General features: G+C 38.6%; 16 protein-coding genes. 7 read left to right on the top strand and 9 right to left on the bottom strand.

What is annotated here, in order from left to right; all coding sequences use genetic code 11:
• Nucleotides 1–549: 549 nt before the first annotated feature.
• The 3 genes from ACMX3D_RS02110 to ACMX3D_RS02100 all read right to left on the bottom strand — a co-directional run bounded on the left by ACMX3D_RS02110 (nt 550) and on the right by ACMX3D_RS02100 (nt 2,630).
• On the bottom strand, nt 550–1,353 hold the full coding sequence (locus tag ACMX3D_RS02110; protein WP_482749843.1) for a carbonic anhydrase: 804 nt from the start codon (nt 1,351–1,353) through the stop codon (nt 550–552).
• Nucleotides 1,337–1,468 (bottom strand): hypothetical protein, encoded by a 132-nt coding sequence (locus tag ACMX3D_RS02105; RefSeq protein WP_482749842.1) that lies wholly within the window; start codon nt 1,466–1,468, stop codon nt 1,337–1,339. The genes ACMX3D_RS02110 and ACMX3D_RS02105 overlap by 17 nt, the downstream gene beginning before the upstream one ends.
• A gap of 181 nt (nt 1,469–1,649) precedes the next feature.
• Entirely contained in the window at nt 1,650–2,630 is a 981-nt protein-coding gene (locus ACMX3D_RS02100) for a magnesium transporter CorA family protein (protein ID WP_482749841.1), read from the bottom strand.
• A 679-nt stretch (nt 2,631–3,309) separates the two neighbouring features.
• Here ACMX3D_RS02100 and ACMX3D_RS02095 point away from each other — a divergent pair.
• On the top strand, nt 3,310–3,621 hold the full coding sequence (locus ACMX3D_RS02095) for a hypothetical protein (RefSeq protein WP_482752264.1): 312 nt from the start codon (nt 3,310–3,312) through the stop codon (nt 3,619–3,621).
• 154 nt (nt 3,622–3,775) lie between these two features.
• Nucleotides 3,776–5,503, top strand: coding sequence for a succinate dehydrogenase/fumarate reductase flavoprotein subunit (locus ACMX3D_RS02090; RefSeq protein WP_482749840.1), 1,728 nt, complete (start codon nt 3,776–3,778; stop codon nt 5,501–5,503).
• A gap of 165 nt (nt 5,504–5,668) precedes the next feature.
• Here the strand turns inward: ACMX3D_RS02090 and ACMX3D_RS02085 are convergent, their stop codons facing one another.
• The 4 genes from ACMX3D_RS02085 to ACMX3D_RS02070 all read right to left on the bottom strand — a co-directional run bounded on the left by ACMX3D_RS02085 (nt 5,669) and on the right by ACMX3D_RS02070 (nt 8,386).
• Entirely contained in the window at nt 5,669–7,036 is a 1,368-nt protein-coding gene (locus ACMX3D_RS02085) for an NAD(P)/FAD-dependent oxidoreductase (RefSeq protein ID WP_482749839.1), read from the bottom strand.
• Nucleotides 7,037–7,218: 182 nt separating this feature from the next.
• Nucleotides 7,219–7,764, bottom strand: a complete 546-nt coding sequence (locus ACMX3D_RS02080) for an IS630 family transposase (protein ID WP_482749838.1) — start codon at nt 7,762–7,764, stop codon at nt 7,219–7,221.
• Between the two features lie 20 nt (nt 7,765–7,784).
• Nucleotides 7,785–8,078 carry a helix-turn-helix domain-containing protein gene (locus ACMX3D_RS02075; protein WP_482749837.1) on the bottom strand — a complete coding sequence of 98 codons (294 nt, stop codon included), beginning with the start codon at nt 8,076–8,078 and terminating at the stop codon, nt 7,785–7,787.
• 56 nt (nt 8,079–8,134) lie between these two features.
• Nucleotides 8,135–8,386, bottom strand: coding sequence for a helix-turn-helix domain-containing protein (locus ACMX3D_RS02070; protein WP_482749836.1), 252 nt, complete (start codon nt 8,384–8,386; stop codon nt 8,135–8,137).
• Between the two features lie 120 nt (nt 8,387–8,506).
• Between ACMX3D_RS02070 and ACMX3D_RS02065 the strand changes: the two genes are divergently transcribed.
• From ACMX3D_RS02065 to ACMX3D_RS02045, 5 genes are read left to right on the top strand one after another with little or no spacing between them, the layout of a single operon-like run.
• Nucleotides 8,507–9,709: a methyltransferase domain-containing protein gene (locus ACMX3D_RS02065; RefSeq protein ID WP_482752263.1), complete on the top strand. Its 1,203-nt coding sequence runs from the start codon at nt 8,507–8,509 to the stop codon at nt 9,707–9,709.
• A gap of 2 nt (nt 9,710–9,711) precedes the next feature.
• On the top strand, nt 9,712–10,641 hold the full coding sequence (locus tag ACMX3D_RS02060) for an NAD-dependent epimerase/dehydratase family protein (RefSeq protein ID WP_482749835.1): 930 nt from the start codon (nt 9,712–9,714) through the stop codon (nt 10,639–10,641).
• 13 nt (nt 10,642–10,654) lie between these two features.
• Nucleotides 10,655–11,248 (top strand): D-sedoheptulose 7-phosphate isomerase, encoded by a 594-nt coding sequence (gene gmhA, locus ACMX3D_RS02055; RefSeq protein ID WP_482749834.1) that lies wholly within the window; start codon nt 10,655–10,657, stop codon nt 11,246–11,248.
• Between the two features lie 55 nt (nt 11,249–11,303).
• A complete protein-coding gene (locus tag ACMX3D_RS02050; RefSeq protein WP_482749833.1) occupies nt 11,304–11,885 on the top strand; it encodes a D-glycero-alpha-D-manno-heptose-1,7-bisphosphate 7-phosphatase in 582 nt (193 codons plus the stop codon).
• A gap of 18 nt (nt 11,886–11,903) precedes the next feature.
• Entirely contained in the window at nt 11,904–13,109 is a 1,206-nt protein-coding gene (locus ACMX3D_RS02045) for a hypothetical protein (protein ID WP_482749832.1), read from the top strand.
• Between the two features lie 185 nt (nt 13,110–13,294).
• On the opposite strand, the gene ACMX3D_RS02040 is transcribed toward ACMX3D_RS02045, so the two are convergent.
• Both ACMX3D_RS02040 and ACMX3D_RS02035 read right to left on the bottom strand, forming a co-directional pair.
• Nucleotides 13,295–14,563 (bottom strand): glycosyltransferase, encoded by a 1,269-nt coding sequence (locus ACMX3D_RS02040; RefSeq protein ID WP_482749831.1) that lies wholly within the window; start codon nt 14,561–14,563, stop codon nt 13,295–13,297.
• Between the two features lie 144 nt (nt 14,564–14,707).
• Nucleotides 14,708–15,967, bottom strand: a complete 1,260-nt coding sequence (locus ACMX3D_RS02035) for a glycosyltransferase family 2 protein (RefSeq protein ID WP_482749830.1) — start codon at nt 15,965–15,967, stop codon at nt 14,708–14,710.
• Nucleotides 15,968–16,138: the final 171 nt, after the last annotated feature.

Genomic DNA, 16,138 nt, shown 5'->3' with positions numbered 1-16,138 from the left:
ATTGAAAAATATAGTCATTAGTTAAAACTTCTTGGATATTTGCAATTTCAACAGCTTAATTGAGAATTTTTCTAAATTTATCCTGTATTTCAGCAAAATGTATTTTCATAACATTGAAACTTACAGCCCAATGTCAGCCGTAAGTTTCAAGATCATACTTTATACTTATTAGTAAAATTTTTCAACTATTGCCGACACATTGGTACACAAAAATCCGGCGTTGCTAAGTTGCAATACCTATCCCGCCTCGGAATGAATTCCGAGTCAATAGCGAAAGTCCTCTCAAGAGGACTCAAAGAGAAATTGATTTCAGTCCACTTGAGTGGACTTCTGCTATCAGCTTGGAACTTTAGTTCTAGGCGGGCTGTGATTTCTTTTAACTTTTGTTTAATATCATGTCCGGTTAATTGTTATGATTCCCACAATCATTAATCCAAAATCTTCAAGCTGTTTCTCCTGGTGGGCGCAGTCAATCTAAAATCTAAAATTGGCTGACTGTTAACCGTCAACAGTTAACAGTCAACAATCAACAATCAACACTACCCTTAATTAATTTGACTGCCTTGAACCTCGATAAATCCGCTCCATTTGCTCTGGAGAAAGGCGTGTCATAGGAACCCTTTCATGTGCTGCATGTGTAATGTCTACTGGCTGGGTTTGATGAGAACGAATTGCCATATCGCAATTTGGAAACGGATTGAGAATCGTATCTTCTGTGTCTGATTCTGTAAGTTGGCTTTGAGGTAACACATAGGCGTGTTTATGAGGATCGTATGCTAGAACTTCTCCTGACTCAATGTGATAAATCCAAGCATAAATTTTGAGTTGACCTTGGTAGAGTTTGGAGTGAATTACTGGATACGTCCGTAAATTCTCAATTTGCGTCAGAACATTTTCCGCAATCATAATTTCTAACAGTTCTTCAGACTGATAGTGGCTGTAGTGGTCTAAAACGAGCCTACGAGTTGCTTCTGCATATTTGAGCCAATCATAAACCAGGGGCAAATCTTCTCTGAGAGTTTGTAATTTCATTAATCCTTTCATTGCGCCGCAATGAGAGTGACCGCAGATAATAATTTGCTCAATATCTAAAGCTTGCACTGCATATTCAATAGTGGCACCTTCACCGCCATTAGTTGCCCCGTATGGTGGTATAATATTACCCGCGTTACGGATGACAAATAATTCGCCTACCTGGGCTTGTGTAATTAGATTTGGGTCAAGACGCGAATCGGAACAAGTGATAAATAATACCCTGGGTTTTTGACCTTGTGAAAGTTGCTCAAACAATTGTTGATGCGTGGAAAAATAGCTAGATTTAAATTCACGCAGACCTTTAATTAATTTCTTCATTACCAAGTTCCAGAAATACTTGTGGGTTAATTACCAAATCAGACCAAATATATACAGACCGATTGGTGTTAGCTTCTCTCTCAAAAAACAGCAGCAGTTTGTTGTCAGAAATCATTGAAAAATGATTTCTCTATCATAGGTTAACTTGGTGCATTGATGACTAGAGCGAATTGTCTTGATATAGCAGGAGACAGGAGGTAATACCGTTTGAATTCTTTTTTGATTAATCGCACCAGCAGGAACCGGGAACAGAGGGTAAAATCACCTGTTCGTCAAAAGTCAACACGTGATAGGTATTACAACCAACGTTGTTGTTTAGCAAATGCAATACTACAAATCACAATTAATACTATTACGCCAATCACAGCCGGATAAGCCCAAGGTTGTTCTAATTCTGGCATATATTTAAAGTTCATTCCATAAAAACCAGTAATGAAAGTAAGTGGTAAAAATATAGTAGACAGGATAGTTAAACGATTAATTCTTTCACTGGTTTTACTAGCAATGTTATCGCGTTGAATTTCCATTAATTCTGACATCCAAGCTCGTAATGCTTGATATTCTTGCCAGAGATTATCAACTTGATGAATTAATTCTTGATTGAATAATACTTTAACTGGCTGAGTAATCCATTGAAAATCTTCATAGTTCATGAGAGCTAGCAGTGTCTTGATATTTTGAAAATTACGCCTACCGGAGCGAGTAGATTGCCTCATTGCAGCAATTTTATGGTATGTTGTTTCATTACCAGAATTCGCTAAAACTTCATCTTCTAAATCATCAAGTTGTCTGGAAATATAATCAAATACACTATGGTAGTTGTTCAAAATATCTTTAAAGATTAAATATAAAATATAATCAACTCCCCATGCTTGAATATCTATATTTCGCTTGTGAATATTATTGATTAATACAGTTAAAACTTTGATTTCTGTGATTTCAAAAGTAATAATAAAATTACTACCTAATATAATACTGCCTCTAGCTACTTGAAACTCTCGATTTTTGATTTGATGAGTTAAGATTTCATAGCCATCAAATAAACAATCTTCCATGTCTTCATCAATTCCCGTAATGGAATGATTGAAAATCATTTCAATCCGAGATGGATCGAGTTTAAAGTGTTTAATAATTCTTGCGGTTCCAGTGCGATCGCGGAAGTGAATACAGCGCAACCAGATATTATGAGAACCATCAATTTTTTTTAGTACAGTATCAACATCTTTACTTGAAAATAATTCTAGGTGATTCTGAGAAAATTTCAAAAGAGTTAGCATATAGCAATCCTGATCGACAAGCGAAAAACCACAAAGGTGAAGGCGACACACTATACAGTATTGGCGATGCTGACTACAATCAAGCCAAATTTACCCATGTAACTGAGTTTTATGGGCAAAAATCTATTTGACCTTCGCCGTACTGCTATTGTTCATAATCCTCATATCTTTGCCAAAATTTTTACTCTCGCTACTGAGAAGGCTGCTACTTAATTCTGATTACTGAATCTGTGTTCTAGTCCGAGTTTTTGCATGGTTGGAGGAGATACCACAGGCTAAAACTCGCTGGTAAGTCATACTACAGTAAAAGCTCTGTAACTAAATCCAGTCAATGCGATCGCACCACTCTCATTTAAAAGTCATTAAAAATTTAACCATATTTTTCTGACTCCACCTCTTTGTTAAGAAAAATATGTGTTCTGCTAAACATAAAAAATAAATTAAATTTAATTTTGGATGAAAAACTTGTCTTATTATTTTCAAAATAATTAGAGTTGAGTTTAAAACTTTTAATTAACTTTTGAAACGGACGTATGTATAATCAACCTTTTTTGTAATAAAACAATCTAATTGTAAAGTGATATTACAAAGATTGCAAAAATATTTAGAAATTGTTTTATAGGCAAACATGGCTCTAACGTAGAACCTATAGGAGAGACTTGAGGCAACTGTGATGAAAATGGGCGATATAAAAAACTATCGGTTTGTCTGTACCCTGACCTTTGGTGATATCTATGGTCAAATCATTGTTTGGCTAATTACAATTGCAGTCAGTTTGGCATCGGCCTTGGCACTGATGGGTGCTAGACGGCCAGTCTATGCTTTAGCAACAGTAGGTCTAATTGTTCTGCTATCGCTGCCTTTCTTGCTGTTTGCTTTTGTGACTACATTGTTAAATCATATTGAACTAATTGCTATAGAACCGAAAACAAAGACTGAACCTATTCCTGGTAATGTCTCTCAGCAAAGACCTGTACAAGCTACGAGTTGATTAGTAGGGAATAGTGAATTTTAATAATGCTTAATTTTGCATCAATTAATTTCCCTGTCAGCAGACGGGGAATTTTTTTGTAAAGATAAGAAACTACGCAGTGAATCGCATCTTTACAATAGAACAGCAGCTTTTTGCAGTTGGGGACTAGTTTATGCTGGAACATGATGTAATTATTGTCGGGGGCGGATTGGCAGGATGTCGGGCGGCTGTGGAAATTGCCCGCACTGACCCCAGTTTAAATGTTGCTGTAGTCGCTAAAACTCACCCTATCCGTTCTCACTCGGTTGCAGCCCAAGGAGGGATGGCTGCGTCCCTGAAAAACGTTGATTCGGAAGACTCTTGGGAAGCACACGCTTTTGATACTGTCAAAGGTTCTGACTACTTAGCAGACCAAGATGCAGTAGCAATTCTTGCCCAAGAAGCACCGGATGTGGTGATTGACTTAGAACACATGGGTGTTTTGTTCTCGCGTTTACCCGACGGACGTATTGCCCAGCGGGCTTTTGGGGGACATTCTCACAACCGCACTTGCTACGCAGCAGATAAAACTGGTCATGCAATTCTGCATGAATTGGTCAATAATTTACGGCGTTACGGTGTGCATATTTATCAAGAGTGGTACGTAATGCGTCTGATTTTAGAAGAAGGTCAGGCTAAAGGTGTGGTGATGTATCACCTGTTAGATGGGCATATCGAGGTAGTCAGGGCAAAGGCTGTGATGTTTGCCACTGGTGGTTATGGTCGCGTTTATAACACCACCTCCAACGATTACGCTTCCACTGGCGATGGTTTAGCGATGACTGCACTTGCAGGTTTACCCCTGGAAGATATGGAGTTTGTGCAATTCCATCCCACAGGCTTATATCCAGTCGGGGTGCTAATTTCCGAAGCCGTGCGGGGAGAAGGAGCGTATTTAATTAATAGTGAAGGCGATCGCTTCATGGCAAACTATGCACCCAGTCGCATGGAACTAGCCCCTCGTGATATTACCTCACGGGCGATCGCTTACGAAATTCGTGCGGGGCGTGGTGTTCATCCCGATGGTAGTGCTGGCGGGCCTTTTGTCTATCTGGACTTGCGCCACATGGGCAAAGAAAAAATCATGAGTCGCGTCCCCTTCTGCTGGGAAGAAGCCCATCGCTTGGTCGGTGTTGATGCGGTGACTCAACCAATGCCAGTCCGCCCGACAATTCATTATTGTATGGGTGGTATACCTGTTAATACTAATGGTCAAGTCCGCAGTAGTGGCGATAATTTAGTTGAAAGCTTTTTTGCCGCAGGAGAAACCGCTTGTGTTTCTGTTCACGGGGCAAATCGTTTAGGTAGTAATTCCCTATTAGAATGTGTAGTTTATGGTAAACGAACTGGGGCGGCGATCGCTCAATATGTCCAAAAACGTAAGTTACCTTCCATAGATGAACAACGTTACATCACAGAAGCCCAAACAGAAATTCAAGCCTTACTAGAACAGCCAGGACAATATCGCATTAACCAAGTCCGCCAAGCTTTTCAAGATACCATGACCGAGTTCTGCGGCGTTTTCCGTACTCAAGAATTAATGAGTCAAGGTTGGGAAAAAATTACAGAAATCCAACAAAAATACTCTCAGGTTTACTTAGATGATAAAGGTAGTTGCTGGAATACCGAACTTGTAGAAGCTTTAGAACTGCGGAGTTTAATGGTAGTTGGGCAAACTATTTTAGCATCAGCCCTAAATCGCCAAGAAAGTCGCGGCGCACACTTCCGCGAAGATTTCCCTCAGCGAGATGATGTGAAATTTCTCCAACATACAATGGCATATTATTCACCCGCAGGGATTGATATTCAATATCGCCCAGTTGTAATTAATATGTTTGAACCACAGGAGAGAAAATATTAACTAGTTTTTGGAATGTTGCGAATATACAAATTTGTAGCACACGCAAAAACAGAGAATAGTATCGTGTCGGTGAAACAGGCTACAAGGGTGCAGAAAAGAAGGTTTTGCGGTTTCTGCACCCTTGCCTCAAATCATAAGCGATCGCCTGGACACGATATGAAACTTTTAGGCATTAACAGGCTGACGATGGTGAGCAGGCGGATAATGGCTAGTAGCCCCAGCATCATCAACAGCAGCCAAAGACAAAGAATCATCGCCAGTAATCAATCTGGCCCCGCGCTTGCAAGTCAGATAATTCCAAGCCCACTGAATCATCACCAACATTTTTTGATTAAACTCAATCAAGAAATAGATGTGAATAAACAGCCAGAACAACCAAGCAAAAAAGCCCTTCAACTTCAGCAAGCCCATATCCACAACCGCCGCATTTTGACCAATCATCGCCAAACTACCGTGATCAGTATATTTAAATGCCGGCAGAGTTTGACCACGCAAGCGTCGCTTAATCAAAGCCGCAACATATTCACCTTCTTGTTTAGCCACAGGAGCCACACCCGGCAGCGGTTGACCATTTTGATCGGCAAAATGCGCTAAATCGCCCACCACAAAAATATTGTTGTAACCCTTAATACTTAAATCAGGTTCCACAACCACCCGCAAAGAGCGATCGCATTCCACACCAGTACGTTCGGCTAACACCTTGCCCATTGGAGAACCTTGAACACCTGCTGCCCATAAAACCGTCTTCGCCGCGATTTCCTTAAATTCATCGCCTTGCTTGAGCGTCACAATATCATTTTCAATATTTGTTACCCGCGTTTTGGTATGTACAATCACACCCAACTGTTTTAAAGACGCTTCCGCCTCTTGTGATAACTCTGGAGCCAGCGTCGGCAGAATCCGCTCTCCGCCTTGCAACAAGATAATTCTGGTTTCAGAAGTATCGATATTGCGGAAATCTTCTTGGAGAGTTTTGTATGCCAACTCCGCCAGCGCCCCCGCTAACTCTACACCAGTCGGCCCTGCCCCTACAATCACAAAAGTCAACAAAGCACGACGTTTTTGCGGGTCAGTTTCGTGTTCTGCCGCTTCAAAAGCTTTAAAGATGCGGCGACGCATTTCAATCGCATCTTCCACCGTTTTCAAGCCAGGGGCAAATTCTTGCCAATTATCTTTCCCAAAATAAGAATGCTTCGCACCCGTAGCCACAATCAAGGTATCGTAGGGGATAACCTTATCACCGAGAATTACTTGTTGTGCTTGTGGATTAATATCATTGACTTCTCCCAGCACTACCTGAGTATTTTTGCTTTTGCTGAGAATTGAGCGCAGTGGAGAGGAAATATCGGAAGGTGAAAGCGCCCCTGTCGCAACTTGATATAAAAGCGGCTGAAATAAATGAAAGTTTCGTTTATCAATGAGAGTAACATTGACATTGGCGTTTTTCAGAGCTTTTGCTGCATACAGTCCACCAAAGCCACCACCAACAATAACAACTTGATGCTGTCGATGATTCTCAAGTGAGGCAACCATAATTAATATTTCCCTTTGTTAAGTCAATGTAACTATTCTTTACAAATATGTAACAAACTCATGATGTGAGTTGCCGTTTGTGTGGAACAGTTGACAAAATCAGGAAATTAATCAAAGTTACCGTTTGAGAATATTCAAGTGATATTTACTCAATTTATGAGTCAAGTAGATGTTATGCTAATTCAAAAAATGTTTGCAACAGATAGGGCATCCAAGATAAAGTCATAGCCAGTTAAAGAAGCAGCAATTTCAGGGGTCAATTGAGCCAGAAGTTGAGTAACTTGAGAGCGCAAATTTTCCAGATTCTCAAATAGCTCCCATTTCAAGTCTTGCTTGAGGTGTTTCCAAACTCGCTCTATGGGGTTGATTTCTGGAGAATGAGGAGGCTGGAACAAAAGAATGATATTCTCTGGAATTTGTAAACGTTTGGCTTTATGAAACAGTCCATTGTCCACTTGTAGTATGTTCAGTGAGTGAGGGTAACAAGCAGCGAACTCGTTCAAAAATTGTTGGTAGCACTCGCTATCAACATGAGAGAATTGCCAAAATAAGCTTTCACCAGTCAATGGTTCAACTGCTCCGTATAGCCAAAAAGCTTGAAATTGCCATTGCCACTTACCAATAGGCTTAACTCCGGGTAAAGTAATCTTGCGTCCCTCAATTGTTTTTAGCCCAAATCTACTTTCATCTTGTACAAAGTAACGAATATCTTCGTATTGAGGTAACATGACACTGGCATATTGGCTAATTAGTTGCAGGTCATCACCGAGGTTTTTTTAAAAGCCTCTAGTTTTTCTTCATCCTGCTTGAGGTTTTGTGGACGTGGCACTTTGAGCTTGGCTTTGAGCCTGTAGCGGAGCAAATGATGTACAGTTGCATACTCGGCTTGAACTCCCAAAGTTTTATCTAACCACTGTTGTATTTGCGTATACCTTTGAAATTTTGCTTCTGGTTGTTCAAGTTGTTTGCTTAGACTTGATACTGCCCAATCTGGTATTACTCTTGTGCGACCTGAACTCGTGCCAAATTCAAGTAATACCAATTTGAAAAATGTTTGCGATAGATGAATTGATAGAAGCTATACGCAGACAGCAATTCTCAATCCAAAATCCAAAATCCAAAATGGTATAACGCTTTAATTTTTCCTTCTCGGTAAGAAGCTAACCATCTCTGTACTGTACTTCGATGTTTTCCTAATATTTTGGCGATCGCACTCACACTCATTCCCTGCCCTTTAATCAGATATAGGGCTTGTATACGTTCTTTAAGCCGAGACTGCTTTTGATGTCTCAGCAAATTCTCTAGTTCTTCGACACTTTCTTCAATCTCGATCTGCGTTACTCCTGCCATCACATACCCTGAACGCTACTTCTGTATATATCTACCATCTGTCGCATTCTTTTTTCAAATTGGTATTATTCAAAAAAATCAAAAAATCTTATTTATGTGTAATAAACAGGTGTGTCTATTATGCAATGTCGTGTGTGTGATTCAGTTAACTTAGAACTTGCAATTGATCTTGGTTATCAGCCTTGGTGCAACCACTTTTTGAAAGCAGAAGAAATTGGTCAAGAACCTTTTTATCCTCTGCGTGTACTCTACTGCCATGATTGTGGGACTGTGCAGCTAGATTACACAGTAAAAAAAGAAATTATGTTTGGAGATCACACATATTTATCAGGTGTGACTCGCTCTTTAAGTGAACATTTCTGCAATGTAGCTGAGGAAGTTGATGGTCGCTTTTTTCAGGATACTCAAAATAAATCTGTGCTGGATATTGGTTCTAATGATGGAACTCAACTCAAGTATTTTAAAAACTTAGGATATGATGTTTTAGGTGTGGAATCTTCTAAAACAACGGCGAAAATAGCTAACGATGCTGGAATTACAACTCTCAACAATTTTTTTAATTTAGATGTAGTAGAGCGATTAAATCGAAAGTTTCATGTCATTAACGCGGCGGGAGTTTTTTTTCATCTGGAAGAACTACATTCTGTAACTGAAGGAATTCGGGAAGCTTTACGGGAAGATGGGGTATTTGTTGTGCAGTTTCTCTACATGAAACGCATTGTTGAGAATTTAGCCTTTGACCAGATTTACCATGAACATTTACTTTACTATAATCTCAATACGATTGAGGTCTTGTTAAACAGACATGGTTTATCGATGTTTGATGCTTATCTGTCGCCAATTCATGGTGGTTCTATTATTGGATTTGTAACACATAAAGGTCAAAAAAAACCAAGCGATCGCCTGCAATCTCTCCAACAATCAGAAGTCGATGAAAAAAGCAACGAACTATCGACTTATTTAAAGTTTGCCCAAAGAATTCAACAAATGAAAACAGAAAATCTTACCTATTTAGCAACAGCAAAACAACAAGGTAAGAAGATTTTCGGTTTTGGCGCACCCGTCAAAGGAAATACCATGTTGAATTACTTTGGAGTTGGGACTAATTATATAGATTGTTTGGTAGAAAAAAATGAATTGCGGCGTGGACTTTATTCGCCAGGAAGACATATTCCAATTGTGATTGAGAAAGAACTTCACGAATTACCAGATATTTATTACGTTTTGGCTTGGAACTTTAAAAAAGAGATTTTGTCGAATAACCAACACCTCATTGATCAAGGAGTTGAATTTTACTTTCCTGTGAATCCCAAGGATACTTAACTATGAAAATTCTAGTCACTGGTGCTACAGGCTTTTTAGGAACAATCCTTTGTTCGCAACTAGAATCTCAGGGACATGAATTAATTCGCTTGAATTCCAAAAATTGTGATCTGACACGGACTGATTCCTTGTGGAAATATAACCATGAAAGCTACGACCAGATTTATCATTTAGCAGCTTGGACACAAGCAGGAGATTTTTGTCTATATCATCCTGGTGAGCAGTGGATTATCAATCAGCAAATTAATACAAATGTGTTGGCTTGGTGGCAAAAATATCAACCGCAAGCTAAGTTAATTAGTATGGGAACTAGTTGTGCTTATGCTCCTGATTTAGCATTAGTAGAAGAAAACTATTTGACAGGAAGTCCAATAGATAGCTTGTTTACCTATGCAATGACTAAGCGGATGTTATATGCGGGTCAATTAGCATTACATAAACAGTATGGTTTAAAGTATCTTTGTTTAGTTCCCTCTACTCTTTATGGCCCAGACTACCATACAGATGGGCGACAAATGCACTTTATTTTTGATTTGATTCGCAAAATTATTCGGGGTAAAATCTATGAAGAATCAGTAATTCTTTGGGGTGATGGTTATCAATCCCGCGAACTGGTTTTTGTGGAAGATTTTGTCAAAATTATGATGCAATTGGCTTTGAGTGTGGATAACCAATTGATCAATATCGGTGCAGGTGAGGAATTTACAATTCGATACTTTGCTAAGTTAATTTGCGAAAAAGTAGATTATGACTTCAATTTAATTCAGTTTGATACGGAACGTTATGTTGGAGCCAAATCTAAGTGTTTAGATATCAGAAAACTGAAACAATATGTGCCTGATGTAAGTTTGACTTCCTTAGAAATTGGATTAAGTAAAACAATTGATTGGTTTGTAACAGAACAAGATAAACTATTACCAAACAACAAGTGAGGCAGGCATAACCTTGGATTATTGGGTGCAGGATAAACTCAAAAGCTTGGAAGCTGCTTTCACGGCAGAGTATTGCCAAGCGATAGATAAAGTAGTTAATTTAATTGTGCAAGGTTTTCAAAAAGGGAACACCTTGTTAATTTGTGGTAATGGTGGTTCGGCTTCTGATGCAGAGCATATAGCTGCTGAGTTTATTGGACGCTTCTTGATCAATCGTAAAGGATTACCAGCGATCGCACTCTCTACTAATTCCGCCACCCTCACAGCTTGGACAAATGATCACGAATTTGCCACCGTCTTTTCCAGACAGGTTGAATCTCTAGGTAAGTCAGGAGATATTCTCTGGGGAATTTCTACATCTGGGAAATCCCAAAATGTTATTCAAGCTTTAACGAAAGCGCGACAAATGGGAATTGTCACTATTGGTATGGCAGGCAATAACGGAGGTATGTTCAAAGAGATTACCGACTATCGCTTATTTGTTAAAGAACAACATACTCCGTTAGTACAAGAAATTCATGTCATGACCTACCATCGTATATGTGAACAGGTAGAACTGCAATTATTTACTAAAAAAAATTCATTAAATTACCATTATTCACCATAATTTTTATCAAAATTATATTTATATATAGGCTTTTTACTTATGAAACGAATTTTATATGGATGCTAATGATAATCATGATAAATATCCTCATATTATTACACCTAACAAAGCTTTATTTCTCGATAGAGATGGTGTTTTAATAAATTATATTCCCTACTTGAGATACCCAGAGCAGGTGAAACTTCTATCAGACGCAGGTGAAGTTTTCAAGAAATGGCAAGATTCAGGATATTTATTAATAGTCATTACCAATCAATCTGGTATTGCCAGAGGATATTTTACCACACATAATGTTGAGTCAGTTCATGCCAAGATGCTTCAAGAATATGAAAAATTTGGCGTGACTTTTCAAGATATTTTCATCTGTTCTCACCAACCCTCTGATAACTGCAAATGTCGTAAACCATCGCCCTATATGTTACTACAAGCCTCAGAAAAGTACTCTATAGACCTTTCGCAATCTTATTTTATTGGTGATGCCATTAGTGATGTTGAGTGTGCCATTAATGCTGGTTGTCATCCCATTTTTTTACTCTCAAGTAGAACTTTGGCTGATGCTCAAACTTTATCTCACAGACCAGAATCTATTGAGATTGTTAATGAATTAATCGAAACAATTAAATTTATCCAATATTGAGCTTTTGATAAGCTACTTATGAATCATAATGATATGGAAAAAAGTCTAATATTGATTTCCTTAATCCCTAATTTGATGGGAGGAGAAGGACATATCATTCCATACCATATATCGGTGAGTAAAGCAGCTCAGATTCTAGGTTGGCAGCATATAGTCATACTTGCACCAGACCAAAAAATTAGCAATTTACCAACCAATTGGTATCCTTGTCTTAGCAGCAAAGACTTAGAAGCAAAAATCAATCCTTTTATAAGAATATTAAAATTTACCGATATTTTGAAATTAAGTTATTCTCTTGCTAAGAAATTACGAAAATATGCTTCAATAAATGCAAAGCCTTCTATTATATTTCTAGAAAGGTTTATTCATGTACAACTTTTGGCGTTGCTGATAGCTATATATTTAATTCCTACACATAATCTATCAGTATGGCTACTTTACCGCAGAGATACACATAAAGATAAAACTGCTTGGCTCTATAAAATTTTAAATCAAGCGATTAAGAAGAAATTAAAACCTGGAAAATTTAAAATACTAACAGATAGTGAAATTTTAGGTAATTCTATATCCTATTATTTTCAGGAATCTGTAACTGTCATGCCAATACCGCACACAGAACTTATTGATCAGAAAGCGATTCCTCAGCAAAATGATGAAATTGTTTGCTGGTGGGCTGGTACGCCAAGATTAGAAAAAGGATGGAATATTATTAAATCTTTGGTTAATTGCACTACTGAAGAAGCAAAAAAAGTATGTATTGTAGCTGCTAAAAGTTCTCAAATTATGTCTATTGTCGGTAATGTTAAGATTAAACTAGTTGCAGATAATTTGAGTCAGCCAGAATATTTAAATTGCTTCAAACAATCAGATATTATATTACTACCTTATGATGCTAATGCGTATAAAGAGAGGACTTCTGGCATCTTTGCTGAATGTATTATGGCAGGCAAAATTCCTGTTGTCACCGCAGGTACTTGGATGGCTGAAGAACTAGCAAAATTTCATCTTCAAGAATTAATTATAGATGACTGGAGTCAATCTGACATTATTATTAGTCAAATTATTAAATTCGCTAATTCATTAGAATTAAAAGCCAAAATTCAAGAAATTCAGCAAATTTATCAAAATTTTCACACTGTCGAGAGTTTTGCGAGAAAAATGGAAACATTGTGGCTTTTCAGCATTGAAGATGCTAAACAATTACGACAGTTTGCCACTAAATAAAGTTCACGAACTATGAAAAATATAGCAATCCCAGATTATTTGGGATTGCTGTAGTTTTAGCTAACTTGGGCGATCGCTCATCATCACTAGACCTCTTGCAAAAGTCGCTTTTGCAAGAGGCAGGGAACAGGAAGAACTTGGGATATTCCCTGTTCCCGACTTCTGTAAGAAGTCTACTGGTCAATTTATCGCATGATTGTTGGTTCTACTGGTTGTGATGGTTGTACCAATTCATACAGTTTGGTTTCAAATTTTCTCATCCCTGCTGACCAATCAAATTCCGCAATTGAGGAACGGGCTTGGCGAGTCATTTCGGCTTTGAGTTCAGGATTTTCCAGGATAGCAATTACTTTGTTCGCCAAATCTACAGGGTTGTTCGCTTCACTTAAGAAACCATTAATTCCTGGAAAAACCTGTTCTGGGTTTCCACCAGCATTGGCTGCTACTACAGGAGTTCCCGATGCTAAAGCTTCCATATTGGTTGTACAGAAGTTCTCCGTAACAGAGGGATTGACAAATATATCGGCTCGTGCAAACCAACCTAACAGTTCTGTCCCGTGAGATTCTCCCCACACAGTAATTCCACTAGGAAACTTTGCAGCACGTTTACGGATTTCTTGATCTAAGGGGCCGCTACCAATAATTACTAAATGCACATCAGGAACTTTAGCCGCAATCAGAGGAAAAGCATCGATAAGTTGAGTAACATTCTTTTCAGCGGTAATGCGTCCGACAAACAACAATGTTGGTCGATTATCTTCAGGAATGGGGTTATGGATGATGTTTTGAGAGTTAAATTTTTCGCTATCAATCCCTTGATACGGAACGTAGTCACTACGTTGACATTTCATCTGATTATATTTAGCCATCAGTTCCCTAGATGGGAAGAGATTGACATCATAAGCTTCACTAAATTGCTTAACGATCAATGGAATGATCATACTAATCAGGTTAAAGAATTGATTGCCTAAATAATATTTAATGTAGGCAACAATATCAGTATGAAAAACCGAAATGATAGGTGTCTTAGTTTGTTTTGCATATTCCACACCCACAGGACGACCATAACCTTGTAAAAAGGCTGAATAAACTCCTCTCATTTGTGCGGCTTCTTCAACCACAATGATGTCAGGTTGGAATTGTGCAAGTAGTTTAGTATCGCTCCAATGGCGATAGTTTAATGGTTGGGGTAGAGACTTATAAAATATTAAAGGTTCTGTGGGAAATGTGTACGAAGAAAAAGTCGGAAAAGCTTTTAATTCATCTAGCCCTGGCATAGGGCGATCGCTAACATTTTTGGGATACTGATCATTGATTTCTGGATGGACAAGTAAAACTTGATGTCCCTGTTGTAGCAACCAGCGAACTCTTTGATGGACTGCAACGGAAACTCCTGTCAGGAACGGAGGGTACAATCCTGTAAACAGCGCAATGCGTAGCTGTTGCTTGTGCATGATTTTAGTTAGTTTGTTAATTTTTTCTGAGAGCCAACTTGCAAAAATGAACTACTTGCTCACACCGAAAAACTTTAATTTGAGGATTTACGCACTGCTATAGAGATTCCTGGAAGAAGAATTCAGAAGCCAGAATTGAGAATTTTAGAGTGAAACTTTGCGATCGCTTGGTTGATCTAGTAACTGATAAGGACGATATTCTACAAGCCGGATATTCCAAGGGCCTTGAACTTGATAAGTCACACCACGCCAATGGACTGTGGGCATTTGAAACGATGCTAACATAGCTAACCCATAAATCCATTGTGTGAAGGGAAGAGCGATCGCTATTTTGCCAATCACAGCTGTTGATAGTCTTGTTACTTGTTGACCTTGAGCGCGAATTTCTGGCTGTACCCCCAACTCTAAAAAGAGGATCAGCATAACTAAGGCCAACATATAAATGACATACCAACTGAGAGCTAAATTTGCACTATCTCCATCCCCAATCAATAAAGCTGCTAAAAACACTACTAGCAAGGTATTCGGCAGCAAGATAGTGAAAATTACATCAGTAGCTACAGCTAACCACAAAGGATGGTAAAGACGAGAAGATAACAATTGACGCTGAAACCAGTATCTTAAACTCGGTAAATCACACTCTTCCCGATTCAACATAATCAAAGAAGGCACAAACTTAACTTTAAGTTTATGCTTACCCAAGACGCTACGAATCATCGTATCTTCGCCAAAAGCTTTACCCCATTTATCTAGTAGTCCTGTTTGATGTAATACAGAAGTTTTGATAGCTAAAGTTCCACCCCAAGGAATGCCATATAAAAACATTTGTACGAGTGCAGAGACATTCCAGATGTACCGCACTAAAGTACCCCAATACCTACCTGTTGGGACATACCAACGATTACCTGTTGTTGCACCTATCTTAGGGTTATTGAGAGGCGACACTAATTCCCGCAACCAATTGGGATGCACCACTGTGTCGGCATCAACTAAAGCTACCACCTCATAGGACTCATCTAGTTCTAAAACAGCTTGGATAAGGGAACTACATTTGAGACTGCAACTATTGCGGACTATTTTGAGTGGCTTAATTTCAACGTTAGTTGCGCCTACTTCGTTGACAGTATCATGAGCTATCTGCCATGCAGGGTCTTCGATACTATCAACAACCAACTTCAAATCATACTGAGGGTAATTCTGATGAAGTAGCGATCGCAAGCAATTAGGTAAAAACGGATCAGCACCACGAAGGCAAAGAATAACTGCCGTTTTTGGCAGTTCTTCATCTGATAATGGGTTTTGTGGTCGTGAAGACAGACACCACAACAACGCCAGCACTGAACATACCTGAATACCTAACCAACTCAACAAACATCTAGACAGGAAGATTATCAACTCATTCATGTTTGATAAATTCTACATAATTGAATCTGAAAAATAAGCCACAAAAGCTTCTTTTGACTGAGCAAAATAAACAGTCAAATAACGCAGGATTTACACAGAGTTTGTCAGACAATTTTAGGGTTTCAAATCCTCGACTTTTCTAAGAATTCGGGGATATTGTCCTAGTCTCTA

Source organism: Anabaena sp. TISTR 8404 (assembly GCF_056847745.1).
The sequence above is the reverse complement of the archived record's forward strand: the minus strand, read 5'-3'. Positions and strand labels throughout refer to the sequence as shown.

Bases quoted from the DNA above. Each gene is read 5' to 3' on its own strand.
- ACMX3D_RS02040 (WP_482749831.1), bottom strand. From the start codon at position 14,563: ATGCACAAGCAACAGCTACGCATTGCGCTGTTTACAGGATTGTACCCT.
- ACMX3D_RS02045 (WP_482749832.1), top strand. From the start codon at position 11,904: ATGAATCATAATGATATGGAAAAAAGTCTAATATTGATTTCCTTAATC.
- ACMX3D_RS02105 (WP_482749842.1), bottom strand. From the start codon at position 1,468: ATGATTTCTGACAACAAACTGCTGCTGTTTTTTGAGAGAGAAGCTAAC.
- ACMX3D_RS02085 (WP_482749839.1), bottom strand. From the start codon at position 7,036: ATGGTTGCCTCACTTGAGAATCATCGACAGCATCAAGTTGTTATTGTT.
- ACMX3D_RS02050 (WP_482749833.1), top strand. From the start codon at position 11,304: ATGGATGCTAATGATAATCATGATAAATATCCTCATATTATTACACCT.
- ACMX3D_RS02095 (WP_482752264.1), top strand. From the start codon at position 3,310: ATGGGCGATATAAAAAACTATCGGTTTGTCTGTACCCTGACCTTTGGT.
- ACMX3D_RS02060 (WP_482749835.1), top strand. From the start codon at position 9,712: ATGAAAATTCTAGTCACTGGTGCTACAGGCTTTTTAGGAACAATCCTT.
- ACMX3D_RS02080 (WP_482749838.1), bottom strand. From the start codon at position 7,764: ATGTTACCTCAATACGAAGATATTCGTTACTTTGTACAAGATGAAAGT.
- ACMX3D_RS02100 (WP_482749841.1), bottom strand. From the start codon at position 2,630: ATGCTAACTCTTTTGAAATTTTCTCAGAATCACCTAGAATTATTTTCA.
- ACMX3D_RS02110 (WP_482749843.1), bottom strand. From the start codon at position 1,353: ATGAAGAAATTAATTAAAGGTCTGCGTGAATTTAAATCTAGCTATTTT.
- ACMX3D_RS02065 (WP_482752263.1), top strand. From the start codon at position 8,507: ATGCAATGTCGTGTGTGTGATTCAGTTAACTTAGAACTTGCAATTGAT.
- ACMX3D_RS02035 (WP_482749830.1), bottom strand. From the start codon at position 15,967: ATGAATGAGTTGATAATCTTCCTGTCTAGATGTTTGTTGAGTTGGTTA.
- ACMX3D_RS02070 (WP_482749836.1), bottom strand. From the start codon at position 8,386: ATGGCAGGAGTAACGCAGATCGAGATTGAAGAAAGTGTCGAAGAACTA.
- ACMX3D_RS02090 (WP_482749840.1), top strand. From the start codon at position 3,776: ATGCTGGAACATGATGTAATTATTGTCGGGGGCGGATTGGCAGGATGT.